Source organism: Microbacterium caowuchunii (genome assembly GCF_008727755.1).
Taxonomy (GTDB): Bacteria; Actinomycetota; Actinomycetes; order Actinomycetales; family Microbacteriaceae; genus Microbacterium; species Microbacterium caowuchunii.
On sequence record NZ_CP044231.1, the window covers coordinates 2,522,782 to 2,549,407 of the forward strand.

Genomic DNA, 26,626 nt, shown 5'->3' on the forward strand with positions numbered 1-26,626 from the left:
CGCACACACCCCTCCGCAGAACACAGCCGCCACTGCGCTACCACCCCGCATCCGTCACCGGCAAGCCCGGGCGGTTCGCTTCCGCGAGACGCCTGAATAGGAGGATGACCGTTCTCGTGGACCATCCCCCTGCGACGGGAGAACCCGCCTTCTCCTTCCACGACCGTGGCCCCCTCAGCCGCCGCATCATGCGGATGCTCGCCACCTCACATCCCGACGACGGACTCGACGTCGTCGCGCACGACGTCCTGGATCTGACGCGGGACGCCGTCCTCGACGACGACGTCCAGCTCAGCCTGTTCCTCCTGTACGGCACGGCGTACGGTTCCTTCGGCCGCGTCGGCGCGGAGCTGGAATGGGATCCCACCCTGCTGCGCGTCCGCACCCGTCTGGAGGCGGCCTTCGAAGCCGCGGTGCGGGACCGGGTGGATGCTCCGCCGGCGCCGTCTCCGGTGACCGCGGCCTCCGTCGCCGATGCGCTCTTCGCCCTCACCGCTCCGCAACCGGGACCGGGGCTCGCCCGCGACGTGGAGAAGACCGCCACGCGGGAGCAGGTGCGAGAGCTCCTCATCCTCCGCAGCATCTACACCCTGCGCGAGGCCGACCCGCACTCGTGGGCCATCCCGCGCCTGACCGGCCGGCCGAAGGCCGCGCTCGTCGAGATCCAGTCCGATGAGTACGGCGGCGGCCGCCCGGAACGGATGCATTCCGTCATGTACGCCGACGCCATGCGCGGCGCAGGACTCGACGACCGCTACGCGCACTACGTGGACCGGGTGCCGGCAGTGACCCTCGCGTCCCAGAACCTCATGTCCATGTTCGGGATGAACCGCCGCCTCCTGGGTGCGGTCGTCGGCCATCTCGCCGCCTTCGAGATGACCTCCTCGCTGCCCAACCGCCGCTATGCCGATGGCATGCGCCGGGTCGGGTTCGACGAGACGGTCACCGCCTACTTCGACGAGCACGTGGAGGCGGATGCGGTGCACGAGCAGATCGCCGGACGCGACCTCGCCGGAGGGCTCGCCGAGCAGCAGCCGGATCTCGTCTCCGACATCGTCTTCGGCGCCGCGGCCTGCCTGCTGATGGATGATCTCGTCGCGGATCACGTGCGGACGGCATGGGCGGCCGGACGGAGCGCCCTGCGCACGGAGCGGTGATGGACGGAAGGCTGGATGCGGAGTACGTCCTGCCGATCCGGCGGGCGCAGTCGGCGGTCGACCCGGATCTGCGCGCGTATCTGCACCGACTGTCGGACTGGATCGACGTGACGGTCGTGGACGGGTCCGCGGCGGGCCCCTACGCCGCCCTCGGCACAGCGCTCAGCGACACCGGGATCCGCCATCTGACCCCGACCGTGCCCGGCCGGAACGGAAAGGCCCGCGGGGCGATGACCGGGATCCTCACCGCCCGGCACACACGGGTAGTGATCGCCGACGACGACATCCGCTACACGCGGACGACCCTCGAGCGCGTGTGCCGGGAGCTCCGGACGGCGGCGTTCGTGCGGGTGCAGAACCACTACGCCCCGCTGACCTGGTGGGCTCGCTGGGACACCGGGCGGATCCTGCTCAACCGGGCGTTCGGCGGCGACTACGGCGGCACGGTCGGTCTGCGCCGGAGCGTCGCACTGCGGACGGGCGGGTACCGCACCGACGTGCTCTTCGAGAACCTCGAGCTGGAGCGGACCGTGGCCGCCGCCGGCGGCTCCGTCCGCGTTCCCAGGGACCTGCTCGTCACGCGGCGGCCGCCCACGCTCCGCCACTTCCTCGGTCAACGCGTGCGTCAGGCTTACGACGATCTCGCTCAGCCGGTGCGCTTGGTGACCGAGGCAGCCATCCTCCCCCTGGTCCTCGCGCTGGCACTGGCGCGACGGCGCCGACCGCTCCTCGGCGCCGTGATCGCCGTGATCCTGGCCATCGCCTCCCATGGCCGGCGGGTGGATGCGGGGGCCGCCCACTTTCCCGCGGACGGGCCGCTGTGGGCGCTCGGCTGGGTAGGCGAGCGCATGATCACCGTCTGGCTCGCGCTGTTCGTGCGGCTGCGGGGCGGGGTCCGCTACAGCGGCACACGCCTCCGGGACGCCGCCAGCTCCCCCGCCGCGCTGCGCGCCGGTCTACACCGCATCCCCCCACCCGAACCGCAGGAGCCGAGGAGCGCACGATGACCACCGACGAGGACACGACCATCACGGTGTGCGAGAACGGCCCGCTCCTGGTGCGCGGGAGGATGGATCTGCGCGATGAGGACGGTCGGCCGATCGTGCCGAACCGGCGGACGGTGGCGCTGTGCCGCTGCGGCGCCTCGGCCATCAAGCCCTGGTGCGACGGTTCGCACAAGCTCGTCCATCCGCCGGTCGGCTGACCGGTCCGTTCATCCCCGCCGCGGACGCACCACTCTGCCGAGCAGATAGACCGCGCCGCCGACGGCGGCGAGCCAGGGGCCGAGTACGAGGATGGGGTCCATCCACGTGTGCCTGCCGTCGATCCGGCCGCGTCCGCGGCGGGAGCCGACCGGGTGATTCCCGAACTCGGACAGCACGCCGCTCTCCGTGATCGGGTTGTCGGGGTTGGTGGTGAACAGCGACTTCAGGTGCGCCCCGGCCGAGTCCACACGGTCGCCGGCGATGAGCAGCAGCCAGTGTGCCGCCCTCCCCTCGCTGAACTTCGCGTAGGCGTACCGGCGGATCGCGCCGGAGACGCCGTGCAGGGGCTGAGCGGTGCCGTACACGGGCGTGAGCATGCGGTGCTCGATGGAGCGTTCCCGCCGGGGGTCGTCGGGCTGCCGGTCCGGGAAGTCCCAGTGGGCCCCGCTGACCAGATCCGTTCGTTCCCGCGGGACGGAGGGTCGCTGGGCGGGGTCGAGGTCCGTGCCCCATCCGGGGATGCGGGCGCGCAACTCGTCGGAGGAGGCTCCGCGGTCGGGCTTGTCTGCGGTGTAGGGCATGGTCGTCACTCCGTTCCCATGAGGATGGCGGGTTTGATGCAGTCGTCGAGCTTGGCGGAGAAGAGGTGGTACCCCTCCGCGATGTACTCGAGCGGGATGCGGTGCGAGAGCAGCTCACCGGGGCGGACGTGGCCGGCCTGGATGTGTTCCAGCAGCCGCGGCCACTGGCGCTTGACCGGGGCCTGGTTCGAGCGCAGGGTGAGGCCCTTGTTCACGACATCCCCGAACTTGACGGCGGTGTGGATGGGACCGTACGCCCCGAGGACCGATACCGTGCCGCCTTTCCGGGCGGAGTCGATGGCCCAGTTCAGAGCGACGGGCGACCCACCCTGCAGCTTCAGCTTCGCGCCGGTCACGTGCTGCACGACACTGCCGTCGGCCTCGGCGCCGACGGCGTCGATGACCACGTCCGCGCCGAGGTACTCGGTCGCCTTCTTCACCGCGACCACGATGTCCTTGTGCTCGGACAGCGCCAGGGTCTCCGCGAACGCGAAGGTCCGGGCCTTCTCCAGCCGGTAGTCCAGATGGTCGATCACGATGACGCGGCCGGCGCCCATGAACCATGCGGATCGTGCCGCTGCGAGACCGACGGGTCCCGCTCCGAATACGACGACCGTGTCGCCTTCGGAGATGTCCCCGAGCTGTGCGCCGAAATAGCCGGTCGAGAACGCATCCGTCAGCATGAGGGCGTCGTCGTCGTCGAGCCAGTCCGGGATGACGGACGGCCCGACGTCGGCGAAGGGCACGCGCACGAACTCCGCCTGACCGCCGTCGTAACCGCCGGTGGTGTGGGAGTAGCCGTAGATGCCGCCGGCGGCCGTGGCATTCGGGTTGACGTTGTGACAGTTCGAGTAGAGGCCGCGCGAGCAGAAGAAGCAGCTTCCGCAGTAGATGTTGAACGGGACCATGACGCGGTCCCCCGGCGAGAGGTTCTGCACCGAGGGGCCGACCTCTTCGACCACGCCGATGATCTCGTGTCCGAACGTGTGACCGATCCGGGTGTCCGGCATCAGCCCGTGGTAGAGATGCAGGTCCGACCCACAGATGGCGGCCCTGGTGACCCGCACGATCGCGTCATTGGGATGCTCGATGGTCGGCTCGGGTTTCTCCTCCACCCGGACCTTGTAGGGACCGCGATACGTCATCGCTCGCACAATCTGCCTCCATCTCCTAGGGGGACGGCCATTGTGTCGGGGCCCCCTGGACGCACGCAGGCCCTTGCGTCCGCGGGGCGGATGTGGTTCGGCGGTAGCAGCGGCGCGCCGGGACGGCAAGCCTGTCCACGGACGGCCGGTCGAGCGCCGATGGTAGGGGCATGATCCCCTCCACCGACGGCATCACCGTCGTGGCCGACGGCGTCCTCCGGCTCAGCCGCGCCCATGTGAACTGTTACCTCGTCATCGAACGTGACGAGATCGTCCTGATCGACGGCGGACTCCCCCGGATGTGGCCGCTGCTGCTGCAGGCGCTCGGTGAGGCGGGGGCGCGTCCGTCGGACATCTCCGCTGTGCTGCTCACGCACGGGCACTTCGATCACGTGGGGATGTGCGACCGGCTGGTGGATGAGCACCACGTCCCCGTGCACATCCACGAGAAGGACGCGCACCTCGCCCGGCACCCGTACCGCTACGCGCACGAATCGCCCCGGCTCCGTTACCCGTTCCGCTACCCCGCGGCGATACCGATCCTCGGCAGGATGACCGCCGCGGGCGCGCTGTGGGTCAAGGGCGTGACGGCGCGCCCCGACGTCCGTCCCGGTGCGGCGCTCCCCGGGATGACGGGCCTGGTCGCCGTGGGCTCCCCCGGCCACACCTTCGGGCACTGCGGTTTCCTGCTCCCACACCGGGGCATCCTGTTCTCCGGGGACGCCCTCGTGACGCTCGACCCCTACACCGGACGCACCGGTCCCCGGCTCGTGGCCCGCGCCGCCACGGCGGACGGCGACGCGGCCCGCCGCTCCCTCTCCGCGCTCGAGGACACCCGCGCGCACCTCGTCCTGCCGGGACACGGAGACGCCTACGCCGACGGGGTGGTCGCCGCCGCGCGCGCAGCCCGTGCAGAAGAACTCGCCTGAGCGGGGCCACTTCGGACTTCACCGGACCGTCCCGCGAGCGGAGCGGCCGTCAGGCCACGCGCGTCCCCGGCGGTAGCGTCCGGGCCGGTGTGCGGGTCCGCGCCCACCCGCCCCACAGCAGTCCGCCCGCCACGACTAGCTGTACGGCCAGGCCGACGAACCAGCTCGGCGCGAGGCCCTCGGTGGCCTCCCGGGTGCTGTCGCTGTCCGGAGTCGTCGTCAGGCAACCGTCCCACCAGGTGTCGGTCTCCGGCGGGATCTGCGCGTATCGCACGGCCGATGCGATCTGGCCGAAGAGATCGATCGGGTAACCGTACCGGTCATACGTGGTGGGCGTCGCATCCGCGACGATGACGAAGGGGTTCGCGGCGAGCACCCACCAGACGCGGTCGAACCGCGGGACCTCGCTGGTCTGCGTCTCCCAGTCGGTGCAGCCGAGCTCGCGACCGTCCCCGGTGTACTCCACGTAACGGCTGTGCGTCGTCGTCTCGGACCGGGTCGCACCGCCGCCGAGCCCGAAGACGATCAGCGTGCCGATCACGAAGGCCGCCACGACGAGATACGTGGCGGCGATCGAGAACAGCGGGCGGGCGATCAGCGCGCTCAGCCCCACACCGATGGCGGAGAACACGCCGATCTCCGCGATGAGCACCGCGAGCGGGACGAGGAGTCCGGCAGGCGTCACACCCCCCGCGACCGTCGCGACGATGAGGAACGGCACGGCGACGGCCACGAAGGCCAACCCGGAGATCCAGGCGGCCAGGAGCTTTCCGACGATGATCTCCCCGGTCGTCGCGAGCGTGACCTGCACCGGAGCGAGGGTGGCCTGCTCGCGGTCCCCATTCACGGAGTTCCCGGCGAGGGTCGGCGAGACGAGGACGACCAGCAGGAGCACCACGTAGACGATGACCGAGTAGATGGCGCTGCCCGCGCCGTTCGACCAGCCGCTGAACCCGCTGAACGCGAGGAAGGACAGTGCGGTGACGCCGACGAGGATCGCCGCGAACACCCCGAGGAGCACGTACCAGGCGACCGAACGCACCCGCTGCATCAGCTCCAGCGTCACGATGGTCCACAGCCGCGAGGAGTTCATGCGCGCTCCTCCGGCGAGTTTCCCAGATCCAGGAAGGCCTGTTCCAGGCGGCCCACCGCCGGGGCGAACTCCACGACGGGGAGTCCCGCCCCGACGAGCGCGCGCAGTCCCTCGGCGGCGGCGTCGTCCCCCTCGAACGCGAGCAGGAAGGTGCCGCGGTCGACCGTCACCTCTTCCGGCCTGCGGCCGAGGGCACCGGCGATGCCGACGAGGGAGACGGGGGGCCCGGCGACCCGCATCCGCCAGGCGCGTGCGCGCGCCGATTGCTCGTCCGGTCGGGCGACCGATCGGCCGGCCACGAGGAACGCCGCGTCGTCGACCAGTTCGTCGAGCTCGGCCAGCACGTGGCTGGAGACGAGCACGGTGCGTCCCGCGGCGGCGAAACCCCGTAGCAGCAGGCGCAGGTCGATGCGCGCCTGCGGGTCCAGACCGGAGGCCGGCTCGTCGAGGAGGAGCACCTGAGGGTCGTGCACCAGGGCCCTGGCCAGGCCCAGGCGCTGCTTCTGACCGCGGGAGAGCACCCGTGCGGGGGCATCGGCGAGTTCCATGAGACCCACGTGCGCGAGCAGTGCCGCCGCCCGTTCCGCGGCCTGTGCCCGGGTCATCCCGTACAGCCGGGCCGAGACGGCCACCGTTTCGCGTGCGGTGAGCGCGGGCCAGGCGCCGAGGGCGTCCGGCATCCATCCGATCATCCGGCGCGCGGCGGCCGGGTCGGCGATGGGGTCCACCCCGGCGATCCGGATGGCGCCCGCATCCGGCTGCAGCAGGGACGCGAGCATCAGCAGCAGCGTGGTCTTTCCGGCGCCGTTCGGTCCGACCAGCCCGGTCACCCGGCCGGGCTGCGCCGTGAGGGTCACCCCGCGCACCGCCTCCACCGGCCCGAAGGAACGGCGTACGTCGACGACGTCGATTCCGGCGTGGGTCACCGCTCCACCCTGGCAGAACGGTCCCCCCGGGGGAAGCTCAGCGGAAGAGCCCGACGCCGAGGTCGGGGTGGTCCACGAAGACCCCGTCGACGCCCGCTTCGCGCAGGACCGTCCATTCCGCCACGAAGTCGCCGCGGGCCGCGGGATCGCCGCCGGCACGGAACCGGCGCGACAGGAAGCGGTTCTCCGGCCGGCACGTCCAGGTGAAGACCTGGAGGCCGCGGTCGTGCGCCGCGGCGACGAGAGCGGCCCCTCCCCCGTCCTTCCCGAGGATGAGCTTCTTGTCCACGCTGATGCCGTCGGCGGGGCCGACGAGGCGGTCCAGACCCGCCGGTGACACCATCTCGCGATACGTCGGCGCGGCCGCTCCCTGCGCGAGCACCAGGTCGTCCGGCGAGCCGGCGGCCTCGATCAGCTGGACGTAGGTGCCGGGAAGTCCCCGCTCGCGGAGCCGCGCGAGCACGGTGGGTTCGAAGGACTCCACGATCAGGGGTGCGTCCGCATCCGTCCACCCGGATGCGGCGAGGTCCCGCTCGATCATGGGCACGAGGTCGAGACCGATCGCCGCGAAGTACGCCGCATGCTTGATCTCGAGGACCAGTCCCACCGGCCGCCCCGCCGCGGCCAGGAGAGCGAGCAGATCGGACAGGCGCAGGATGGGCTCCCGGCCGTCGTGCGCTGCACTTCCCGGGCGGATCTCCGGCAGCCGCTCGCGGGCGCGGAGCGTGGCCAGTTCCGGCCAGGTGAAGTCCTCCGTGAACCAGCCGGTCAGCGTGTGCCCGGCGAATCGCTTGGTGCGATGCCGATCGGCGAACTCGGGATGGGCGGCGACGTCCGTCGTGCCCGATATCTCGTTCTCGTGGCGGACGACGAGCACGCCGTCCTTCGTCGCGACCACGTCCGGCTCGACCGCATCCACACCGCTCGCGATCGCGAGTTCGTACGAGGAACGGGTGTGCTCCGGACGGTAGCCGGGGGCACCGCGGTGGCCGATCACGAGCGGGGGCATCGCGGCCAGGCTATCCCGTCGGCACGGCGCCTCAGCGCGCGCGTCGCCGCCTCATAGCCCACTCACAGTGGGAACCCTCCCTTCCCGCATAAACACTGGGATATCGTGGGGGTGCGGCACCGTGCCGCCACCTGACTCTGGAGTGTGACCCTGCCGATGGCTTCGTCCAACCCCGCGTTCAACAACCCGGCGTTCCAAGACCGGAACGCCGCCCAGTCGTACCCCGGCGGAGCCCGTGCCGCCGGTCTCGTTCCTCCGCCCGCACCGCAGCAGGGCGTCGATGTCGCCGCCCAGGCACGCATCGAGGGTGCCTTCGCCGCGCCGCCGGCCGGCGCCGCCCAGACCGGCCGGATGACCGTCGAGGACACCGTCCACAAGACCCTGGCCCTGTTCGGCATCCTCGTCGTCGGCGCCGTGGCCGGCTGGATGTGGACGATGGCGGGCGTCACCGCCATCAACCCGAACCCCTCGATGGCGCCCATGCTCATCGGCGCGCTCGTCGGGTTCGTCCTGTCGATGGTCGTCATCTTCGGCTCCCGCAAGAAGATCCGTCCCGGCCTGATCTTCGCCTACGCGGCGTTCGAGGGTCTCTTCGTCGGCGGTATCTCCGCGTTCTTCGAGTTCCTGTGGCCCGGCATCGTCGTGCAGGCGACGCTCGCGACCCTCGCGGTCGTGGGTGTGACCCTCGCCCTGTTCGCCAGCGGCAAGGTGCGCGCGTCGAAGAAGGCCACGAAGGTCTTCATGATCGCGATGATCGGCTACCTGGTCTTCTCGCTGATCAACGTCGGTCTCATGCTGTTCAATGTGCCGCTGGCCGGTGGCGCCTTCGGTCTGCGCAGCCAGGAGATCTTCGGCATCCCGCTCGGCCTCATCATCGGCGTGCTCGTGGTCATCATGGCCGCGTACTCGCTGGTGCTCGACTTCGACTCGATCCAGCAGGGCGTGCGCAACGGCGCTCCCCGTGTCTACGGCTGGATGGGCGGCTTCGGGATCATGGTCACGGTCGTCTGGCTGTACCTGGAGATCCTGCGGATCCTCGCCATCCTCCGCGGCAACGACTGACCGCACCCGCACCACCACGAAGGGGTCGTCCGTTCCGGACGGCCCCTTCGTCTTTCCCCCGTCCTCCCTCGGTCGACTCGCCAGCTTCTGCGGGTTCGAGGGCTCTCCGATCCGCAGAACCTGGCGAGTCGACGGGGGGTGCACCGGGCGCAAGGGGCTGCGGGCGAGCGGGACGCGGGGCTACCCTCGCGGGCATGAGTGCTGCGAAGACGCCTGCGCACATGCTCGAGGTCGACGGGCACGAAGTGCGCATCACGAGCCCCGACCGCGTCGTCTTCCCCGATGTCGGCCTCACCAAGCTCGACATCGCCCGCTACTACGTCTCCGTGGCGGACGGCGCGCTGCGCGGCGCGGGCGGACGTCCCATGGTACTCAAGCGCTTCGTGAAGGGCATCGAGCAGGAGGCCTTCTTCCAGAAGCGGGTCCCGGAGCAGCATCCGGACTTCATCGGCACCGCCACCCTGCACTATGCGAGCGGGACGTCGGCCGAGGAGACCGTCGTCCGGGATGCGGCCGGGCTCGCCTGGATCGCGAACCTCGGCTGCCTCGACCTGAACCCGCACCCGGTGCGCGCCGAAGACCTCGACCACCCCGACGAACTCCGCGTGGACCTCGACCCCATGCCCGGCGTGGACTGGTCGCAGATCGTCGACGTCGCCTTCATCGCCCGCGACGTGCTCGACGAGTACGGCCTGACGGGGTGGCCGAAGACGAGCGGATCGCGCGGCCTGCACATCCTCGTCCGGATCGCACCGCAGTGGGGCTTCCGCCAACTGCGCCTGGCGGCGGAGACCCTCGCGCGCGAAGTCGAGAACCGCGCCCCGGGCCTGGCCACCGCGCGGTGGTGGAAGGAGGAGCGCGGCGAGAGCGTGTTCGTCGACTTCAACCAGAACGCGAAGGACCGCACGGTCGCATCCGCCTACTCCATCCGTCCGCTCGCGGATGCGCGGGTGTCGACCCCGCTCACGTGGGATGAGGTGCGCGAGCGGCGGCCGGAGGAGTTCACCGTGCCGAGCGTGCTCGAGCGGTTCGCGGCGATCGGCGACCCGCACCGCGGCATCGACGACGCCGTCGGCACGCTGGACGGCCTGCTGCGCCTCGCCGAACAGCTCGGCCCCGCCGAGAAGCCGCCCCGCGGATCGGACGGCTCGGGCCGGCGGGCCTCCACGATGCCGCTCATCGAGATCGCCCGCACGCAGACCAAGCCCGAGGCCCTCGAGCTGCTCGACCGGTGGAAGGCGGAGCATCCGGAGGTCGCGGGGATGCTGCATCCGGCCGACGTGCTCGTCGACGGCATGCGCGGCTCGAGCTCGCTGTGGTACCGCGTGCGGGTCAATCTGCAGCACGTGCCGGAGGAGTCGCGGCCCGCGCAGGGCGAGCTGCTCGCGTCCTACGATCCGTGGGCGTGAGGCGCGAGACTCGACACGATGTGGGCGAGGCCCCATTCGACCGCGTCGTCGACGCTGCCGCCGAGGCGGAACGCGCCGAGCAGTTCCATCGACGCGACCCCCGTCACCCACGCCGTGACCGACATCACGACCTACGGCGCCGACTTCGAGCGGCTGCTCCCGCTCTCACGCTGCGGGCTCGGAGGTGGGACCGGGTCCCGGGGGTCGGCCCCCGGGACCCAGTCCTTGCCGAAGGCGGGCCGGATATCCCCGTACCGCGCGAAGAGCCAGACGCCCAGCAGACCGAGGTAGCCGCTGATGAGCTTGTCGACGAGGGAGAGGACGAGGTTCGTCGAGAAGACGGCCGTCCACAGCCCAGCGCCGAGCGCGGCGACGAGCGCACCCAGGGCATCCTCCCCGGTGTGCCCGGTCGAACCGCCGAACACGAGCACGAGGATCGGCACGGCGACGATCGAGCACGCGACGGAGACGATCGCATTGAGCAGGAGGAAGCGCAGCGCAGTCTTGCCCATCCCCCACGCGCGCACCCCGTACCCCCAGATCAGCGCGCCGGCCACGTTCACGAGTGCGAACCAGAGCGTGTTCGGATCGCCCTCCAGCAGCGAGCCCAGCATGTTGTTCGCGAGCGCCGCCGCGACGCCGTACCACGGGCCGAGGACGAGCGCAGCGACCGCGGTGCCCGTCATGTCGAGGAAAAGCGGGACGCCGATGTCGGCGACGAACTGCCCGCCGAGGTTGTTCAGCGCGAAGGCCGCGACCACGATGAGGAGCGCGACCAGGGGACGCCGATGCTGCTTCGCCTGCGTCGCGGCGACGAGCGCGTGGCCGGCGTCGGGGGTGACGCGCACCTCGGGAACGGGCGGTCGCAGCGGCGTCGGCGGAACCCCCGCCATGACGTCGACAGCGCGCTCGCGCCAGCGCCTCGCCTCATCCGCGTCGTCGGTCAGCGCGAGGACGATCTCGCCGATGAGCGCCGGATTGATCCGCGTGCGGCCGGCGCGGAACGCGTCGTAGACCGTGGAGCGCGGGACGCGGGCCGCTGCGGGCGACAGGCCCGACCCGGCGCGGCGATCCCCGATCCTCGCCGCCAGCGTCGCGTATGAGACGGCCCCGCAGCCGAGCCGGAGCCGCTCGAGCGCTCCCGTCACGTCGTCCAGGGTGACGGCGCGCTCAAGGTCGATGCGAGACGACTCACCCGCGAGCTCGTCCGACAGCATTGGCAAGGTCCGCTTCCCCCCGGTATTCGTCCTCTTCAGCCGAGCCTATAGATCCGGCTATGCCGCGCCAAAACGCCGCTGCCGCCGATCGCGGCCGCGCCGTGTCTCCGCGGAATCAGCGGTCTGACCCTGCCGGATCAGGTGCGCCGCGGACGCGCGAGCACGTCCGCCACGGCCGACGCGAGTGCGCTCATCGCGTGCTCGGCATCCACCGCACGGGATACCGCGACCGCGTCGCGCGCGAGGCGCGCGCGCCGTGCGGCATCCGTGAGGACGTCGATGAGCGCGGCCGCGAGCGCGTCCTCATCGCCGTCGGGAACGAGGATCCCGCCGCCGTGCGCGAGCAGGTCGCGCGGCCCGTAGCGGATGTCGAACACGACGGCGGGGCACCCGTGTGCGAGTGCCTCCGCGAGCGCGAGCCCCTGCCCCTCGAACGCCGAGGTCTGCAGATACACCGACGCCTCGTCGAGCACACGACGCGGATCCAGCGTCGCGCCACGCAGCGCGACGTGCGCGGCGAGGCCGCGCTCCTCGATGAGGGCTTGCAGGCGGTCGCGCTCGGCGCCCTCGCCGTACACGTCGAGGCGCGCATGCGGCACGGCCGCCACGACGCGCGCGAACGCACGGATCGCGGCATCCACGCGCTTGCCCGGCGCGAGGCGGCCGAGCATCACGACGCGGCCCGCGTCCCGCGCGCGCGCGGGGACGACGGATGCCGCGGCGGCGACGCCGTGCGGAGCCACGACATGCACGTCCGACGCGCCGAAACGCGCGCTCACGTCGCGGTGCTGCGCGGCGGTGGGCCACAGCACGGCGTCGAAGCGCTCGGCGAGCGGGAACCAGCGCGTCCACAACGGGTTCAGCCCCGCGTCGGGCGTGTACGGCGGCTCGAGGTGGATCGTGTGGATCGCGTGTATGAGGCGCACGTCCGGATCCGCCCACCCGACGAGCAGTTCGCCGAGCTGACGCGACTCGCACACCACAGCGACCGGCTTGTCCGCGAGCGCGCGCAGGCCCGCGACGACCGTGTCCAGCCACGCGCGGTACAGCGCACCGAAGCCGTCCAGGACGCCCGCGACCGCGCCGCCGCGTGCGCGCACGACGACGGGTGCCGTGCTGATGTGCCAATCCGGATCGCCCGCGAGCACCGGCAGTTCGAGCACCGCGCGACCGTCCGCACCGGGGATCTCGCGGTACGTCAACGCCGGATCCGGTTCGCCGGCGTGCGCGGCCGCCCGCAGCCACGCGGCGGCGCCGCCGTGCGGATCGGCCGCCTCGTCGAACAGGTTGCGCAGCCGCGCGGGGTCCTCCAGCAGCCCTCTCCGCACGAACTCCGCACGATGCGCGTCGTGATCCGCGTGCGTGCCCGGATCGACGGTGAGCAGCACGGGCCCCCGCCCGCCGTCCACGCCAGCGTCGGCCATGTGCCGAGCGCGCCGGAGCGCTGCGATCGTGAAGCCGCCGTCGAGGTCGGGGACGAGCCGGCTCGACAGGCTCACGTACCACGCGTCGGGGAAGTCGGTCACCCCGCCACCTGCTCGATCCGGAACACCGGGAACCCCGGCGCGACCTCGCGCAGTCGCTCGTCGGGCGACCCCGCGTCGACGTTCTCGAAGAAGCGGCCCACCTCCCACGCCCAGGACTTCAGATACGCGCGCAGGATCGGAGGCTTGTCGTCATCGCGCACCTCGATGGCGCGGAACGCGGTCGCCCGTCCCCGCACGCGCAGCTCTCCTGCGCCGGCCACGCGGAGGTTCCGCACCCACTGCGCATGACCCCGGGGCGCGACGAGATAGACGCCCCCGCCGACCCGCAGCGGATTGACCGGCGTCGTGCGCCACTCCCCGCTCGTGCGTCCGCGCACCGCGAGCACGCGGCTGCCCGCGAGCGGCAGACCGATGCGGGTGAGGAATCCGACGACGCGGTTCACCACCGCGTCCACCGCCGTGGGCCGCACGAACCGATCGCTCATACCCCCATCCTGCCGCGTCCGCCACGCGTCGGCATCCGCGCCGGCATCCGCGCCGGCGGAGCAGAGAGGCTCGGGCGGTGTTTTGTCAATCGCAAAGTGCCCGCGCGGTCCGCGTCGATACGCTCGGACACACCACCGCGGGCACGGGTACCGCGGCGACGACAGGGGGGAAACAGTATGGGTACGGCACAACGATCGGCATACGGCGCGGCACTGGCACTGGCCCTCGTGCTCACCGGATGCGCCGCGGCGCCCGCCCCCGACCCCGACCCCGCCGATACCCCGGCCGCGACCGACGAGGTCGTCGAGGTCGTCGAAACGGTCACCGTGACCGGTTCCGGCGGAGAGATCGAGGTCGCGCTCCATCCCCTCGTCCGGATCGATGACCACCTCGTCCTCACGGCCGATATCACCGCGGTCGAGCTTCCCGAAGGCGAGGAGTTCATCTCCCCCAGTGCATGGTTCGACCTGGAGACGATACCCGGCGTACCGGTGGCCGGCGGCGCCCTGCGGCTGATCGACGCGACCTCAGGAAGCATCCATCTTCCCGCCGTCGATGCGGCCGGCGCCCCGATCGGCAGCGTGGTCACACGGTCGCTGACCGTGAGGGCCGAACCCGTACGGCTGCAGCGGGTCTTCGCCGCCCCCGAAGAGGCGGATGCCGCGATGGGGCTCGTGCTCCCCGGCGCCTACCTCGATGCGTTCCCGGTCGTCGACGGGGAGCCGCCGGAAACCGAGGATGACCTGGCCCTGGACGACATCGACCAGGCCCCGGTGGTGCCGCTGGAGAGCACCACGCGCGAGCTGGACGGGGCGGTGCAGGTCACGCAGTCGAGCGAAACGCTGCAGATCAGCCTCAGCGGCGACGTGCTGTTCGCCTTCGGGTCGGCCGAACTCGGCGCGGATGCCGCGACGATCCTGGGCAGCGTCGTCGAGACCCTCGGCACTCGTGAAGCCGGCGTGGTCGACATCGTGGGCCACACCGACGACGTCGGCGACGATGCGTCGAACCAGGCACTGTCGGAGGCGCGGGCCGCGGCCGTCGCCGACGCCCTCGGCAGCCTCCTGGAATCGGACGAGTTCGAGCTGCGCCCATCGGGCCGGGGCGAGAGCGCGCCGGTGGCTGCCAACGACTCCGACGCGAACCGGCAGCTGAATCGACGCGTGTCCCTCACCCTCACCACCACCCGGTTGAGCCAGACCGAGGTCGCTGCCGAGGGCCAGTTGCCGCCGTTCGAAGACGGGCCGATCGCCCCCGGTCCCGAGGGCGTGGAGCTGGACCTGGGCGCCGCGGGCACCTTCCAGGTCGCGGTGCCTTCGGCGCGAAGGGTGGACGGGATGCTGTCGGTCGTGGTCGAAGCGACGCGCACCGACGACGGCGCGTACCGTGTGGGCACGGTCGCGAACCTCTCGCCCGGGCCGTGGAGCTACCGCGGAGAGGGTGCCGGCACGCGGCTCTACCCGTTCGCACCGCGTCTCGTGGTCGGCACGAGCGCGCTGTATCCGCTGGACTACCCGATCGGCGCGAGGGGATCGGACGTCCAGTGGCGCCTGGCCGGCCAGACCGAGGGGCGTGACGGCGCCTCGGGCGGACAGACGCTGCGCTTCCTCGCTCTCTTCCCCGACGTACCGGATGCCGAGACCCTGACGCTGGAGACCGACGGCGGGTCGGCGTGGTCGACGACCTACCGCCTCACCGACATCCCGATCGAGTGAGCGGCGCGGCATCCCACGCGTCGGCCACCCGACGTGACCCCGCGTACGACGGATGCCCCGGGCGCACGGCCCGGGGCATCCCTCACATCACTCCCACTCGATGGTCCCCGGGGGCTTCGAGGTCACATCGAGCACCACGCGGTTGATGTCGCGCACCTCGTTCGTGATGCGGTTCGAGATCTTGGAGAGTACGTCGTACGGCAGACGCGTCCAGTCGGCGGTCATCGCGTCCTCGGACGAGACCGGACGCAGCACGATCGGGTGACCGTACGTGCGGCCGTCGCCCTGCACGCCCACCGAACGGACGTCCGCGAGCAGCACCACCGGGCACTGCCAGATCTCGTTGTCGAGACCGGCCTTGGTCAGCTCGGCGCGGGCGATGGCGTCGGCGTCACGCAGGATCTCGAGACGATCAGCGGTGACCTCGCCCACGATCCGGATGCCGAGGCCGGGCCCCGGAAACGGCTGGCGGCCGACGATGGCCTCGGGCAGCCCCAGCTCGCGGCCGATCGCGCGCACCTCGTCCTTGAAGAGGGTCCGCAGCGGCTCGACGAGCTCGAACTGCATGTCCTCGGGGAGACCGCCCACGTTGTGGTGGCTCTTGATGTTCGCCGTACCGGTGCCGCCACCGGATTCCACGACGTCGGGGTAGAGCGTGCCCTGCACGAGGAAGCGGATGGGGTCGCCCTCCGCCGCCGCCTCGGCGATGAGGTCGGACTGCACCTTCTCGAACGCGCGGATGAACTCGCGCCCGATGATCTTGCGCTTCTGTTCCGGGTCGCTGACACCGGCCAGCGCGTTCAGGAAGGTCTCCCGCGCGTCGACCGTGATGAGCCGGACGCCGGTCGAGGCGACGTAGTCGTTCTCGACCTGCTCGCGCTCACCCTTGCGCAGGAGCCCGTGATCGATGAACACGGCCGTCAGCTGGTCGCCGACCGCCTTGTGCACGAGCGCGGTGGAGACCGCGGAGTCCACGCCACCGGACAGGGCGGAGATCACCCGGCTGCTGCCGATCTGCGCGCGGATCTTCTCCACCTGCTCGGCGATCACGTTGCCGCTGTTCCAGTCCGAGGGAAGACCCGCGGCGCGGTGGAGGAAGTTCTCGAGCACCGCCTGACCGTGGTCGGAGTGCTTCACCTCGGGGTGCCACTGCACGCCGTAGAACTTGCGGACGTCGTCGCCGAACGCGGCGACCGGCGTGGCCGCGGTGCGGGCGAGCACCTGGAAGCCGGGGGGGGCTTCGGCGACCTGGTCGCCGTGGCTCATCCACACGTTCTGCTCGACCGGCTGGCCGTCGAGGAGGACGTTGTCGGTGATGATCGTGGCATCCGTCGCGCCGTATTCGCGCAGGCCCGTGTTGGCGACCTCGCCGCCCAGGGTCTTGGCCATGACCTGGAAGCCGTAGCAGATGCCGAGGGTCGGGACGCCGAGGTCGAAGACGCCGGCGTCGAGGCTGGGAGCACCCGGCTCGTACACGGAGGACGGGCCGCCGGACAGGATGATCCCGACCGGGTTCTTGGCCGAGATCTCCTCTGCGGTGGCGGTGTGCGGGACGATCTCGCTGTACACGCCCGCCTCACGGACGCGTCGGGCGATCAGCTGCGCGTACTGCGCGCCGAAGTCGACGACCAGGACGGGACGCTGGGAGGTTTCGGTCTGCTCTGTCACCGGGGGCTCTCTGTTGCGGCTGCGGGTGCGGGAACGGCCTCGGCCGCTTCACGCGCGGCGAGGTACGTCTTGATGTCACGGGCCACGATGGCCTCCATGACGAACGACAGGAAGGGGACGATGCCACCGGCGGCCAGCAGCAGCAGGCGCCAGAGCGGCCACCGCATCAGGCTCCAGATGCGGAAGCATGCGAAGAGGTACACGACGTAGAACCAGCCGTGGACGACGAGGATGCCGAGCGAGAGGTTCAGTCCGTCGCCGGTGGAGAGCAGCTCCCCCTCGGGACCGGGGACGACGGGCGCCAGCCACAGGAATCCGCCCGAGCCGCCGGCGAAGACCTCCACCGCGAGCGGCGTGTACTTGAGGATCATCTCCGCGACCAGGAGCAGCAGACCGATACCCGTGATGACCGAGCAGATCTGGTAGAAGCGCAGCGCCCCACGGATCGCCGGGAAGGAGGCGAGTTTGGGCTGGGGCATGCCTCCATCCTACCCGCGGCGCCTGGGCGCCTCCCCCGCGCGGGGCGCTACCGAGGGCTCCTGCGGCGCGCGACGGCCCCACTTCCCGCGAGACTGCATACCCCGCACGAGACGGACGTAACCAGCGTCCGTCTCGTGGATCACGTGCAGTCTCGCGAGAAAGGCGGGGGTCAGGCAGAGGCCTCTTCGAGGTCCTCGATCTCCTTCTCCCAGGCGTCCTTGGCCAGCCGATACCAGAGGTAGAAGGCGAAGCCGGCGAAGATCACCCACTCGGCGGCGTAGAAGATGTTCAGCCAGTTCACCGTCGTCCCGGAATCCGGCGCCGGGGAATGGATGGTGACCAGCCCGGCCGCGGGTTCGTCGGACACGATGAACTGCCGGTACACGTCGAGGTCCGTGACGTCGTGCCAGCGACCGAGCAGGGCCGCGGGAGACATCCGCGTGAGCTCGAACGGGTCGACGCCGGGGCCCGGCGGGAGGATGCCTTCATCCGGGATGAGACGTCCGGTCACCTCGAGGGTCTCCCCCGCTTCGGCGGCGAGCGCGGATGCCGCGGCCTCGGCCTCGTCGAGGGTCTCCGCCCACCCCAGCGCGACGGCGACGGAGGTCGGCGTCGGGGCGTCGATGCGGAACTGACCGGTCACCCAGTAGCCCTGCTCCCCGTCGTTGAAGCGCGAGGAGACGACGATGAAATCGTCCGGCACGAAGGCGCCGGTCGCGACGACGCGCTGTCCGACGAGGGGATCGGTCAGGTAGGAGCCCGGTTCCACGACATCCTCGATCGGCATCACCTGCTCCGTCGCGCCTTCTTCCCGCGGCGCGGTGTCGACCGCCCGGCCGAGCTGCCACTGGCCGAGCCAGGCGAAGATGCCGGCGACCACCAGGCACAGCAGGAGCATCAGGATCCACTGCGGACGCAGCATCACCTCGCGCAGCGTCGGCGGGAAGACCTCGGGCTCGGATGCGGGGACGGGCTGATCGTTCACCGGATCACACCGCCGGAGAACGTGGTCACCGGCTGTACGGCGCGACGACGACCTCGACCCGCTGGAACTCCTTGAGGTCGGAGTACCCGGTCGTGGCCATGGACTTGCGCACCGCGCCGATCAGGTTGGCCGTGCCGTCCGCCACCGGGGCGGGACCGTACAGGACCTCCTCCAGCGTGCCGACCTGGTCGACGTGCACGCGGCGACCGCGCGGCAGGCGGGAGTGGTGCGCCTCGGGACCCCAGTGGAAACCGTGGCCGGGCGCGTCGGTGGCCCGAGCGAGCGCCACGCCCAGCATGACCGCGTCGGCGCCCATCGCGAGCGCCTTGACGATGTCGCCGGACGTGCCCACGCCGCCGTCGGCGATGACGTGCACGTAACGCCCGCCGGACTCGTCCAGGTAGTCGCGCCGCGCGCCGGCGACATCCGCCACCGCCGTCGCCATCGGGGCGTGCAGCCCCAGCGTTGCGCGGGTGGTCGAGGCGGCTCCGCCGCCGAAGCCGACGAGGACGCCTGCAGCGCCGGTGCGCATCAGGTGCAGCGCCGCCGTGTAGGTCGCGGCGCCGCCCACGATGACCGGCACGTCGAGGTCGTAGATGAACTTCTTCAGGTTCAGCGGCGCGGCGACCGAGGACACGTGCTCCGCCGACACGGTGGTGCCCCGGATGACGAACAGGTCGACACCGGCAGCGACGACCGTCTCGTAGAGGTCCTGCGTGCGCTGCGGGGTGAGGGCACCTGCCACGGTGACGCCGGCGGCACGGATCTCCGCCAGCCGGTCCCGGACGAGCTCGGGCTTGATCGGCTCGCTGTAGAGCTGCTGCATCCGCAGCGTCGCCTCGTCATCGGGCAGTCCGGCGATCTCGGCGAGGAGCGGCTCGGGGTCGTCGTACCGGGTCCACAGACCTTCCAGGTCGAGGACGCCGAGGCCGCCGAGCTGGCCGAGCATGATCGCCGTGCGGGGCGACACGACAGAGTCCATGGGTGCGCCGAGGACCGGGATGTCGAAGCTGAACGCGTCGATCGACCAGGCGGTCGACACATCCTCGGGGTTGCGGGTCCGCCGGGAGGGTACGACAGCGATGTCGTCGAACGTGTATGCGCGGCGGGCGCGCTTGGCGCGGCCGATCTCGATCTCCATCGTCACCCCTCCAGCCTAGTCGGGGCTCCCTGCGAGCACGCCCGGCGGATCAGACCTGCGCGTATCGGCCCGATCTGACGGCGCGGTCGCGCGCCTTCTCCGCCTCCTCCTCGCGGTTCTTCGGCGGGGCCGTGCTCACGAGGCCCGCCAGCAGGTGCTGCGTGGCGTGGGCGATCTCATGCACGGCACGGTCGAAGACCTCCTGGTTCGCCTTCGACGGCTTCGTGGTCCCCGCGATCTTGCGCACGTACTGCAGCGCGGCGGCGTGGACCTCGGCGTCGGATGCGGCGGGCTCGAAGTTGTGCAGGGTGTGGATGTTGCGGCACATGCCCGGAACGATACGCCGCACGCGCTCAGTCGTCACCGCCCCGCGGTTCGCGGGATATCCCCTCGCCGCGCAGCAGCCTGGTCAGCAGTCCGTCGGCGAACCAGAGCAGGAAGGCGAGGGACCCGACCAGCGGGGAGAGCGCGACCACGACCGCGGCGATGATCAGGGCACTCAGCGCACCCCGTCCGGAGCTGCGGGCCTCTTCGTCCGTGAGGTCCGGGAGCATGACCGACCGACGGCGAACCGCCCATTCCCATTGCAGCCGGCTGAACAGGATCGCGAAGAAGAACGCGACGGGCACCGCCATCCGGCCGGCCACGTACGAGGAGTACTCGGTGGTGAGCCCGGTGGCGAACGGGATGAGCACGATGAACAGGAGACGACCGTTGTTCAGCCACACCATCGCCGGGTCGACCCGGGCGACGTGTTCGAACTGCTGCACGTGCGTCATCCACAGCAGGCACAACAGGACGAAGCTGAGGGAGAAGTTCAGGAACAGCGGCCACATGTGACCGAGGGCCGCCCAGAGCTCGGTGTCGGAGCCGACGTCGCCGACCGTGTGGGACGTGAGGTCGAGGACCAGCAGCGTGGCCGCGATGGCGAAGATGCCGTCGGTGAAGGCCTCCAGCCGGGTCGTCGCCAGGTCGGCTGCGGGGTGACGTCGCCGGATCATGGGCACACTGTAGCGGCGCGCGGGCCACGGGTGCGGCCCGGCGCGGGCGAGCACCGCGAGCGGGGCCGCGGCGGGCCCGCTCGCGGTGCCTGCGCTCAGCGCTTGTAGTTCGGGGCCTCCACGACGATCTGCACGTCGTGCGGGTGGGACTCCTTGAGACCGGCGGGCGTGATGCGGACGAACCGGCCCTTGGCCTTCAGCTCCTCGATCGTGCGCGCGCCGACGTAGAACATCGACTGACGCAGGCCCCCGACGAGCTGGTACGCGACCGCCGACAGCGGGCCGCGGTAGGCCACCTGCCCCTCGATCCCCTCGGGGATGAGCTTGTCGTCGTTCGGGACGTCGGCCTGGAAGTACCGGTCCTTGGAGTACGAGGTCTTCTTGCCCCGCGTCTGCAGCGCCCCGAGCGATCCCATGCCGCGGTACTGCTTGAACTGCTTACCGCCCTGGAACACGATCTCCCCGGGCGACTCATCGGTACCGGCGAACAGCGACCCGAGCATCACCGTGTCCGCGCCCGCCACGAGCGCCTTGGCGATGTCGCCGGAGTACTGGAGCCCGCCGTCGGCGATGACCGGGACGCCGGCCTCGCGGGCGGCCTGGTACGCCTCGTAGATGGCGGTGACCTGCGGGACCCCTACGCCGGCGACGATACGGGTCGTGCAGATGGAGCCCGGCCCGACCCCGACCTTCACCGCGTCGACGCCGGCGTCGACGAGCGCCTGCGCACCCTCACGGGTCGCGACGTTGCCGCCGATGATGTCGATGTGCGCGAAGGAGTCGTCGGCCTTCAGGCGGCGGACCATGTCGATGACGCCCGCGGACTGCCCGTTGGCCGTGTCCACGACCAGCACGTCCACGCCCGCGTCGCGCAGGGCCTGCGCGCGCTCGAACGCGTCGCCGAAGAACCCGATGGCGGCACCGACCCGGAGCCGGCCCTGGTCGTCCTTGGTGGCGAGCGGATACTTCTCGCTCTTGTCGAAGTCCTTGATGGTGATGAGCCCGGCCAGCTTGCCGTCGTCGTCGATCAGGGGCAGCTTCTCGACGCGGTGCTTCGCGAACGCCGCGATGACGTCGCCGGCGCTGACGCCGACGGGCGCGGTGATGAGGCCCTCGCGGGTCATCACGTCGCGCACGTACGTGCTCTTGCGCTCGAAGCCGGAGACGAACCGGATGTCGCGGTTGGTGACGATGCCGATGAGACGGCCATCGTCGTCGATGACGGGGAGCCCGGAGATGCGGTATTTGGCGCAGAGCGCGTCGACCTCTTCGATCGTCGCGTCGGCCGTGGTGGTGACCGGGTCGGAGATCATCCCGGACTCGCTGCGCTTGACGCGGTCGACCATGGCGGCCTGCTCCGCGATCGAGACGTTCCGGTGCAGGATGCCGAGACCCCCCTCACGGGCGATCGCGATCGCCATCCGGGTCTCGGTGACCGTGTCCATCGCCGCGGCGATCAGCGGCGTCGCGACCGTGATCCGCCGCGTCACCCGGGAGGACGTGTCCGCCTCACTGGGGATCACGTCGGTATGTCCGGGCAGCAGCAGGACGTCGTCGTAGGTCAGTCCGACGAAGCCGAACGGATCGTGGTTGTCCATGAGTTCTCCTCCCCTGCCGACGGTGCACATCGAACAGGACGGCATCGACCGGCGCGCGGGAGAGCCGATCCTCCCGCCGTCCACCGATTCTAAGCGCGCGGAGACCGTGTTCATTCCCGCGCGCGAGGGAGAGGGGGCCGCCGCGAACGAGTTCCGCGGTTTCCCGCCCCGAAACACCCTCGACACACTACGCTCGTACGGTGTTCGTCACTGCCGATGGACATGTCGTCGTACGGTGGCCGAGCCACCTGGAGGATCAGTGAGGCCCACGACCACAGCGCAGCGCCCGAGGCGACGCGTCCTGTTCACCGCACTGCTCGGTGCGGCGATCGCGATGCTGCTCAGCCTCCTCGCTCTGCCCAGTCCCGCCCTGGCCGCAGAAGACGATCCCTACCGGATCAGCGGCAACGTCCAGCTCGACGGGCAACCGCTCGAAGGAGTCGAGCTCGTCGTCGACGGCCCCGGCGGGGAACAGACCGTGACCACCGACGAGAAGGGCCAATGGCGCGTCGGCGTCCCCGAGCGCGACACGTACACGGTCACCCTCGACGAGGACACCCTGCCCGAGGGTATCGCGGTCGTCGACGAGGCATCGGACACCCCCAACGAGAAGGAGGTGGATGTCGGGGCGGGCGGCCGTGTCACGGTCAACTTCTTCATCGGCGAAGGGGAACGCAACGTCACCGGCTTCGCCGACCAGCTCGTCCAGCGCGTCGTCCAGGGCCTGAGCTTCGGGCTCATGCTGGCCCTCGCCGCCGTCGGGTTGACCCTCGTGTACGGCACGACCGGTATCTCCAACTTCGCGCACGGCGAGATGGTCAGCTTCGGCGCCATCGTCGCCCTGCTCCTGGTCGGCCCCGCGAGCTTCGCGCTCCCCTGGTGGCTCGGCTATCCGCTGGCCGTGATCCTGAGCGCCGGATTCGGGTTCGTCCTGGATGCCCTGCTCTGGCGCCCGCTCCGGCGGCGCCGGGTGGGGGTCGTGCAGCTGATGATCGTGAGCATCGGCCTCTCACTCGCGCTGCGCTACGTCTACCAGTTCTTCATCGGCGGCGGCACCATCCAGCTCCCCTACGCCTCCGCGCCGAAGTTCAACCTCTTCGGCTCGGTGCAGATGGGGATCATCGACATGATCTCGATCGGGATCTCGATCGTCGTCATCGTCGCCTTCGCCCTGTGGCTGACCCGCTCCCGGCTGGGGAAGGCGACCCGGGCGATCTCGGACAATTCCTCGCTCGCGGCGGCATCCGGCATCGACGTCGACCACGTCGTGCGGGTGGTCTGGATCGTCGCCGGCGGACTCGCCGGTCTCGCCGGCATCCTTTACGCCTACTACCGTCCGGGCATCAAGTGGGACATGGGCGCGCAGCTCCTCCTGCTGATGTTCGCCGCCGTCATCCTCGGCGGGCTCGGCACGGCGTACGGTGCGCTGATCGGCGCGATCATCGTGGGGCTCCTGGTCGAGGTGTCCAGCCTCTGGATCCCGTCCGACCTCAAGTACGCGAGCGCGCTGTTCGTCCTCATCGTCATCCTGCTCTTCCGACCACAGGGCATCCTCGGCCGCCGCGAGAGAATAGGTTAGGGCGAACCCATGGACTGGCTTCAGATCTTCTCCAACACCGCCTCCTCCATCCTGAGTCCGGCGACCATCGGCTACGCGCTGGCCGCCCTCGGACTCGCGGTGCACTTCGGCTACGCCGGCCTGATCAACATGGGCATCGCCGGCTTCATGGCGATCGGCGCCTACGGCTACGCGATCTCCATCCTGAGCTTCGGACTCCCCTGGTGGCTCGGTGCCATCATCGGCCTGGTGGCGGCGGCGCTGTTCGCCCTCATCCTCGGCATCCCGACGCTGCGGTTGCGCGGGGACTACCTCGCCATCGTGACGATCGCGGCCGCCGAGGTCGTGCGCCTGCTCTTCCTCACGACGGCCTTCGACGAGGTCACCGGTTCCGCCGACGGGCTGAGCGGCTACCACGGCAGCTTCCGGGCAGCCAACCCGCTGCCGGAAGGGACGTACGGCCTCGGCCCCTGGACATACAACGAGAACCAGTGGTGGGTGCGCATCATGGGTCTGCTGACCCTCGCGTTCGCCGTCCTCGTCGTCTGGATGCTGATGCGCAGCCCCTGGGGCCGCGCGCTCAAGGGCATCCGCGAGGACGAGGATGCGGTCCGCTCCCTCGGCAAGAACGTGTACGCGTACAAGATGCAGTCGCTCGTGCTCGGCGGGGTGCTCGCCGCGGCCGGAGGCATCGTGTACGCCCTGCCATCGGCGGTCAGCCCCGGCGTCTACGTGACGTCGCTGACCTTCTTCGTCTGGACGGCCCTCCTGCTGGGCGGTGCGGCGACGGTCTTCGGGCCGCTGCTGGGCTCGCTGATCTTCTGGGTGCTGCAGACCTTCCTCTCCAACGTGCTGCCCGCACTGGTGCAAGCCGGGGTACTCCCCTTCATGTCGCAGATCCAGGCGGGTACGCTGCGGTTCATCCTCGTCGGCGTCGCGCTGATGCTGCTGGTCATCTTCATGCCACAGGGTCTGCTCGGCAACAAGAAGGAGCTGACCTTTGTCAAGTGAGAACCCGGCCGAATCCGTCGTCGTCCCCGCCCCGCGCGAGAAGACCACCGGCCTCCACGTCGGCGAGGCGGCGCCCGGCGTCGCCAAGGTCGACCCGATCATCGTCGCCGACGACGTCCGTCGCACGTTCGGCGGCATCAACGCGGTGGACGTCGACCACATCGAGATCCCGCGCGGCGCCATCACCGCACTGATCGGCCCCAACGGTGCCGGCAAGACGACCCTGTTCAACCTGCTCACCGGCTTCGACAAGCCCAACGCCGGAACCTGGAGCTTCGAAGGACGTTCACTCTCGAACATGCCCGCCTACAAGGTGGCGCGTATGGGACTCGTGCGCACGTTCCAGCTCACCAAGGCGCTGGGCCTGCTGACGGTGCTCGACAACATGAAGCTGGGCGCGACCGGTCAGCGGGGCGAGCGGTTCTGGGCCGGGATGCTCCCGGCGCTCTGGCGCAAGCAGGACGCCGAGATCGAGGAACGCGCCATGGCGTTGCTGGCCAAGTTCAAGCTCGACACCAAGGCCGCGGATTTCGCGGCCAGCCTGTCGGGCGGCCAGCGGAAGCTGCTGGAGATGGCCCGCGCCCTCATGACCGAGCCGACGCTCGTCATGCTCGACGAGCCGATGGCGGGGGTGAACCCCGCCCTCACCCAGTCCCTCCTCGAGAAGATCCTGGATCTGAAGGACGAGGGCATGACGGTCCTGTTCGTCGAACACGACATGCACATGGTGCGCCACATCGCGGACTGGGTGATCGTGATGGCGGAGGGCCGGATCGTCGCCGAGGGCGACCCGCACACCGTGATGCGGAACCCCGCGGTGATCGACGCCTACCTGGGCGCGCACCAGGAGCTGGACCTCGGCGTCGTCACCGGCAGGATCGATGTGGTCGACGCGGACCCCACCACGGATGCGGAGAAGTCCGCCGTCGCCTCCGCGGAAAAGCTGGTGGATGAGGGCATCGCCGAAGAGGAGACCGAGAAATGAGCGCTCCCGTGCAGACCGGGACCCCCGTGGTCTTCGTCGACGACGTACACGCCGGGTACCTGCCCGGCGTCAACATCCTCAACGGATGTTCGCTGGTCGCTCATCAGGGCGAGCTGATCGGCATCATCGGGCCCAACGGTGCCGGTAAGTCGACGCTCCTGCGCGCCATCTTCGGTCAGGTGAACGTGCGTTCGGGGACGGTGTCGCTCGAGGGCGACGACATCACCGGACAGAAGCCGGACAAGCTCGTCAAACGCGGGGTCGGGTTCATCCCGCAGAGCAACAACGTCTTCCCCAGTCTCACGATCGAGGAGAACCTGCAGATGGGGCTGTACCAGCGCCCGTCCGCGTACAAGGAGCGCCTGGAGTTCGTGACGGGGATCTTCTCCGAGCTGGGCGCGCGGCTCAAGCAGCGTGCGGGCTCGCTCTCCGGCGGCGAACGGCAGATGGTCGCGATGAGCCGCGCCCTGATGATGGACCCGAAGGTCCTGCTCCTGGACGAGCCGTCCGCCGGCCTCTCCCCCGTGCGTCAGGACGAGGCCTTCATCCGGGTGTCCGAGATCAACAAGGCCGGCGTCACCTGCATCATGGTCGAGCAGAACGCCCGCCGTTGCCTGCAGATCTGCGACCGCGGATACGTCCTCGACCAGGGACGGGATGCCTACACCGGCACCGGGCGGGAGCTGCTGGGAGATCCCAAGGTCACCGAGCTGTACCTGGGCACCCTCGGTACCTGACCCACTCGCCCGCGGGTGCCGGACGCGGTGTGTGCCCGGGG

The 26,626-nt window shown here is 70.5% G+C and carries 27 protein-coding genes; 11 read left to right on the forward strand and 16 right to left on the reverse strand.

Annotation, left to right across the window (positions count from 1 at the left end):
• Positions 1 to 104 precede the first annotated feature (104 nt).
• The 3 genes from F6J84_RS12020 to F6J84_RS12030 are packed head-to-tail and all read left to right on the forward strand — an operon-like array spanning position 105 to position 2,361.
• Positions 105 to 1,157: an iron-containing redox enzyme family protein gene (locus F6J84_RS12020; RefSeq protein ID WP_150974060.1), complete on the forward strand. Its 1,053-nt coding sequence runs from the start codon at positions 105 to 107 to the stop codon at positions 1,155 to 1,157.
• Complete coding sequence (locus F6J84_RS12025) at positions 1,157 to 2,164, forward strand: glycosyltransferase family 2 protein (protein ID WP_150974062.1); 1,008 nt, start codon at positions 1,157 to 1,159, stop codon at positions 2,162 to 2,164. The genes F6J84_RS12020 and F6J84_RS12025 overlap by 1 nt, the downstream gene beginning before the upstream one ends.
• The gene (locus tag F6J84_RS12030) at positions 2,161 to 2,361 is read left to right on the forward strand and encodes a CDGSH iron-sulfur domain-containing protein (RefSeq protein ID WP_150892021.1); all 201 of its coding nucleotides are present in this window, start codon (positions 2,161 to 2,163) and stop codon (positions 2,359 to 2,361) included. Before F6J84_RS12025 ends, F6J84_RS12030 begins: the two co-directional genes overlap by 4 nt.
• A 9-nt stretch (positions 2,362 to 2,370) precedes the next feature.
• Here the strand turns inward: F6J84_RS12030 and F6J84_RS12035 are convergent, their stop codons facing one another.
• Both F6J84_RS12035 and F6J84_RS12040 read right to left on the reverse strand, forming a co-directional pair.
• Positions 2,371 to 2,943, reverse strand: a complete 573-nt coding sequence (locus F6J84_RS12035) for a hypothetical protein (protein WP_150974064.1) — start codon at positions 2,941 to 2,943, stop codon at positions 2,371 to 2,373.
• Positions 2,944 to 2,948: 5 nt separating this feature from the next.
• Positions 2,949 to 4,097, reverse strand: a complete 1,149-nt coding sequence (locus F6J84_RS12040; RefSeq protein WP_150974066.1) for a zinc-dependent alcohol dehydrogenase — start codon at positions 4,095 to 4,097, stop codon at positions 2,949 to 2,951.
• Positions 4,098 to 4,258: 161 nt separating this feature from the next.
• On the opposite strand from F6J84_RS12040, the gene F6J84_RS12045 reads away from it, so the two are divergent.
• Entirely contained in the window at positions 4,259 to 5,017 is a 759-nt protein-coding gene (locus F6J84_RS12045; protein WP_150974068.1) for an MBL fold metallo-hydrolase, read from the forward strand.
• Between the two features lie 49 nt (positions 5,018 to 5,066).
• On the opposite strand, the gene F6J84_RS12050 is transcribed toward F6J84_RS12045, so the two are convergent.
• Genes F6J84_RS12050 through F6J84_RS12060 form a run of 3 tightly spaced genes read right to left on the reverse strand, consistent with a single transcriptional unit; the run spans position 5,067 to position 8,045 of the window.
• On the reverse strand, positions 5,067 to 6,110 hold the full coding sequence (locus F6J84_RS12050) for an ABC transporter permease (protein WP_150974070.1): 1,044 nt from the start codon (positions 6,108 to 6,110) through the stop codon (positions 5,067 to 5,069).
• A complete protein-coding gene (locus F6J84_RS12055) occupies positions 6,107 to 7,036 on the reverse strand; it encodes an ABC transporter ATP-binding protein (protein WP_150974072.1) in 930 nt (309 codons plus the stop codon). Before F6J84_RS12055 ends, F6J84_RS12050 begins: the two co-directional genes overlap by 4 nt.
• Positions 7,037 to 7,073: 37 nt before the next feature.
• The gene (locus tag F6J84_RS12060; RefSeq protein WP_150974074.1) at positions 7,074 to 8,045 is read right to left on the reverse strand and encodes a glycerophosphodiester phosphodiesterase family protein; all 972 of its coding nucleotides are present in this window, start codon (positions 8,043 to 8,045) and stop codon (positions 7,074 to 7,076) included.
• 156 nt (positions 8,046 to 8,201) lie between these two features.
• Here F6J84_RS12060 and F6J84_RS12065 point away from each other — a divergent pair, with 156 nt between their 5' ends.
• Together F6J84_RS12065 and ligD are read left to right on the forward strand one after the other, a co-directional pair.
• Positions 8,202 to 9,107: a Bax inhibitor-1/YccA family protein gene (locus F6J84_RS12065; protein WP_150974076.1), complete on the forward strand. Its 906-nt coding sequence runs from the start codon at positions 8,202 to 8,204 to the stop codon at positions 9,105 to 9,107.
• 194 nt (positions 9,108 to 9,301) lie between these two features.
• Positions 9,302 to 10,516: a non-homologous end-joining DNA ligase gene (gene ligD, locus F6J84_RS12070; RefSeq protein WP_150974078.1), complete on the forward strand. Its 1,215-nt coding sequence runs from the start codon at positions 9,302 to 9,304 to the stop codon at positions 10,514 to 10,516.
• Here the strand turns inward: ligD and F6J84_RS15540 are convergent.
• The 4 genes from F6J84_RS15540 to F6J84_RS12085 form a co-directional block, all read right to left on the reverse strand.
• Positions 10,498 to 10,641 carry a hypothetical protein gene (locus F6J84_RS15540; RefSeq protein WP_191905657.1) on the reverse strand — a complete coding sequence of 48 codons (144 nt, stop codon included), beginning with the start codon at positions 10,639 to 10,641 and terminating at the stop codon, positions 10,498 to 10,500. The genes ligD and F6J84_RS15540 overlap by 19 nt on opposite strands.
• Positions 10,642 to 10,647: 6 nt before the next feature.
• Positions 10,648 to 11,739 carry a hypothetical protein gene (locus F6J84_RS12075; RefSeq protein WP_150974079.1) on the reverse strand — a complete coding sequence of 364 codons (1,092 nt, stop codon included), beginning with the start codon at positions 11,737 to 11,739 and terminating at the stop codon, positions 10,648 to 10,650.
• A gap of 131 nt (positions 11,740 to 11,870) precedes the next feature.
• Complete coding sequence (locus tag F6J84_RS12080; RefSeq protein WP_150974081.1) at positions 11,871 to 13,259, reverse strand: glycosyltransferase; 1,389 nt, start codon at positions 13,257 to 13,259, stop codon at positions 11,871 to 11,873.
• A complete protein-coding gene (locus tag F6J84_RS12085; RefSeq protein ID WP_150974083.1) occupies positions 13,256 to 13,705 on the reverse strand; it encodes a nitroreductase family deazaflavin-dependent oxidoreductase in 450 nt (149 codons plus the stop codon). Before F6J84_RS12085 ends, F6J84_RS12080 begins: the two co-directional genes overlap by 4 nt.
• A 177-nt stretch (positions 13,706 to 13,882) precedes the next feature.
• Between F6J84_RS12085 and F6J84_RS12090 the strand changes: the two genes are divergently transcribed.
• Positions 13,883 to 15,421: an OmpA family protein gene (locus F6J84_RS12090; RefSeq protein WP_150974086.1), complete on the forward strand. Its 1,539-nt coding sequence runs from the start codon at positions 13,883 to 13,885 to the stop codon at positions 15,419 to 15,421.
• Positions 15,422 to 15,508: 87 nt separating this feature from the next.
• Here F6J84_RS12090 and guaA read toward each other — a convergent pair whose 3' ends face one another.
• The 7 genes from guaA to guaB all read right to left on the reverse strand — a co-directional run bounded on the left by guaA (position 15,509) and on the right by guaB (position 22,294).
• Positions 15,509 to 17,089, reverse strand: coding sequence for a glutamine-hydrolyzing GMP synthase (guaA, locus tag F6J84_RS12095; protein ID WP_150974088.1), 1,581 nt, complete (start codon positions 17,087 to 17,089; stop codon positions 15,509 to 15,511).
• A complete protein-coding gene (locus F6J84_RS12100) occupies positions 17,086 to 17,568 on the reverse strand; it encodes a DUF3817 domain-containing protein (RefSeq protein WP_150974090.1) in 483 nt (160 codons plus the stop codon). The genes guaA and F6J84_RS12100 overlap by 4 nt, the downstream gene beginning before the upstream one ends.
• 170 nt (positions 17,569 to 17,738) lie before the next feature.
• Complete coding sequence (locus tag F6J84_RS12105) at positions 17,739 to 18,491, reverse strand: SURF1 family protein (RefSeq protein WP_150974803.1); 753 nt, start codon at positions 18,489 to 18,491, stop codon at positions 17,739 to 17,741.
• An 88-nt stretch (positions 18,492 to 18,579) separates the two neighbouring features.
• Positions 18,580 to 19,695 (reverse strand): GuaB3 family IMP dehydrogenase-related protein, encoded by a 1,116-nt coding sequence (locus tag F6J84_RS12110; protein WP_150974804.1) that lies wholly within the window; start codon positions 19,693 to 19,695, stop codon positions 18,580 to 18,582.
• A gap of 49 nt (positions 19,696 to 19,744) precedes the next feature.
• Complete coding sequence (locus F6J84_RS12115; protein ID WP_150974092.1) at positions 19,745 to 20,023, reverse strand: DUF2277 domain-containing protein; 279 nt, start codon at positions 20,021 to 20,023, stop codon at positions 19,745 to 19,747.
• A 25-nt stretch (positions 20,024 to 20,048) separates the two neighbouring features.
• Positions 20,049 to 20,696, reverse strand: coding sequence for a TMEM175 family protein (locus tag F6J84_RS12120; RefSeq protein ID WP_150974094.1), 648 nt, complete (start codon positions 20,694 to 20,696; stop codon positions 20,049 to 20,051).
• A gap of 95 nt (positions 20,697 to 20,791) precedes the next feature.
• Positions 20,792 to 22,294, reverse strand: coding sequence for an IMP dehydrogenase (guaB, locus tag F6J84_RS12125; RefSeq protein WP_150974096.1), 1,503 nt, complete (start codon positions 22,292 to 22,294; stop codon positions 20,792 to 20,794).
• 259 nt (positions 22,295 to 22,553) lie between these two features.
• On the opposite strand from guaB, the gene F6J84_RS12130 reads away from it, so the two are divergent.
• Genes F6J84_RS12130 through F6J84_RS12145 form a run of 4 tightly spaced genes read left to right on the forward strand, consistent with a single transcriptional unit; the run spans position 22,554 to position 26,585 of the window.
• The gene (locus tag F6J84_RS12130; protein ID WP_420846158.1) at positions 22,554 to 23,873 is read left to right on the forward strand and encodes a branched-chain amino acid ABC transporter permease; all 1,320 of its coding nucleotides are present in this window, start codon (positions 22,554 to 22,556) and stop codon (positions 23,871 to 23,873) included.
• 9 nt (positions 23,874 to 23,882) lie between these two features.
• Positions 23,883 to 24,863 carry a branched-chain amino acid ABC transporter permease gene (locus F6J84_RS12135; RefSeq protein ID WP_150892037.1) on the forward strand — a complete coding sequence of 327 codons (981 nt, stop codon included), beginning with the start codon at positions 23,883 to 23,885 and terminating at the stop codon, positions 24,861 to 24,863.
• Positions 24,853 to 25,848 (forward strand): ABC transporter ATP-binding protein, encoded by a 996-nt coding sequence (locus F6J84_RS12140; RefSeq protein ID WP_150974097.1) that lies wholly within the window; start codon positions 24,853 to 24,855, stop codon positions 25,846 to 25,848. The genes F6J84_RS12135 and F6J84_RS12140 overlap by 11 nt, the downstream gene beginning before the upstream one ends.
• The gene (locus F6J84_RS12145; protein ID WP_150974099.1) at positions 25,845 to 26,585 is read left to right on the forward strand and encodes an ABC transporter ATP-binding protein; all 741 of its coding nucleotides are present in this window, start codon (positions 25,845 to 25,847) and stop codon (positions 26,583 to 26,585) included. Before F6J84_RS12140 ends, F6J84_RS12145 begins: the two co-directional genes overlap by 4 nt.
• Positions 26,586 to 26,626: the final 41 nt, after the last annotated feature.

Coding starts and splice junctions, on each gene's coding strand:
- F6J84_RS12020 (WP_150974060.1), top strand. CDS start 105: ATGACCGTTCTCGTGGACCATCCCCCTGCGACGGGAGAACCCGCCTTC.
- F6J84_RS12025 (WP_150974062.1), top strand. CDS start 1,157: ATGGACGGAAGGCTGGATGCGGAGTACGTCCTGCCGATCCGGCGGGCG.
- F6J84_RS12030 (WP_150892021.1), top strand. CDS start 2,161: ATGACCACCGACGAGGACACGACCATCACGGTGTGCGAGAACGGCCCG.
- F6J84_RS12035 (WP_150974064.1), bottom strand. CDS start 2,943: ATGCCCTACACCGCAGACAAGCCCGACCGCGGAGCCTCCTCCGACGAG.
- F6J84_RS12045 (WP_150974068.1), top strand. CDS start 4,259: ATGATCCCCTCCACCGACGGCATCACCGTCGTGGCCGACGGCGTCCTC.
- F6J84_RS12050 (WP_150974070.1), bottom strand. CDS start 6,110: ATGAACTCCTCGCGGCTGTGGACCATCGTGACGCTGGAGCTGATGCAG.
- F6J84_RS12060 (WP_150974074.1), bottom strand. CDS start 8,045: ATGCCCCCGCTCGTGATCGGCCACCGCGGTGCCCCCGGCTACCGTCCG.
- F6J84_RS12065 (WP_150974076.1), top strand. CDS start 8,202: ATGGCTTCGTCCAACCCCGCGTTCAACAACCCGGCGTTCCAAGACCGG.
- ligD (WP_150974078.1), top strand. CDS start 9,302: ATGAGTGCTGCGAAGACGCCTGCGCACATGCTCGAGGTCGACGGGCAC.
- F6J84_RS15540 (WP_191905657.1), bottom strand. CDS start 10,641: ATGTCGGTCACGGCGTGGGTGACGGGGGTCGCGTCGATGGAACTGCTC.
- F6J84_RS12085 (WP_150974083.1), bottom strand. CDS start 13,705: ATGAGCGATCGGTTCGTGCGGCCCACGGCGGTGGACGCGGTGGTGAAC.
- F6J84_RS12090 (WP_150974086.1), top strand. CDS start 13,883: ATGGGTACGGCACAACGATCGGCATACGGCGCGGCACTGGCACTGGCC.
- F6J84_RS12100 (WP_150974090.1), bottom strand. CDS start 17,568: ATGCCCCAGCCCAAACTCGCCTCCTTCCCGGCGATCCGTGGGGCGCTG.
- F6J84_RS12105 (WP_150974803.1), bottom strand. CDS start 18,491: ATGCTGCGTCCGCAGTGGATCCTGATGCTCCTGCTGTGCCTGGTGGTC.
- F6J84_RS12110 (WP_150974804.1), bottom strand. CDS start 19,695: ATGGAGATCGAGATCGGCCGCGCCAAGCGCGCCCGCCGCGCATACACG.
- F6J84_RS12115 (WP_150974092.1), bottom strand. CDS start 20,023: ATGTGCCGCAACATCCACACCCTGCACAACTTCGAGCCCGCCGCATCC.
- F6J84_RS12120 (WP_150974094.1), bottom strand. CDS start 20,696: ATGATCCGGCGACGTCACCCCGCAGCCGACCTGGCGACGACCCGGCTG.
- guaB (WP_150974096.1), bottom strand. CDS start 22,294: ATGGACAACCACGATCCGTTCGGCTTCGTCGGACTGACCTACGACGAC.
- F6J84_RS12135 (WP_150892037.1), top strand. CDS start 23,883: ATGGACTGGCTTCAGATCTTCTCCAACACCGCCTCCTCCATCCTGAGT.
- F6J84_RS12145 (WP_150974099.1), top strand. CDS start 25,845: ATGAGCGCTCCCGTGCAGACCGGGACCCCCGTGGTCTTCGTCGACGAC.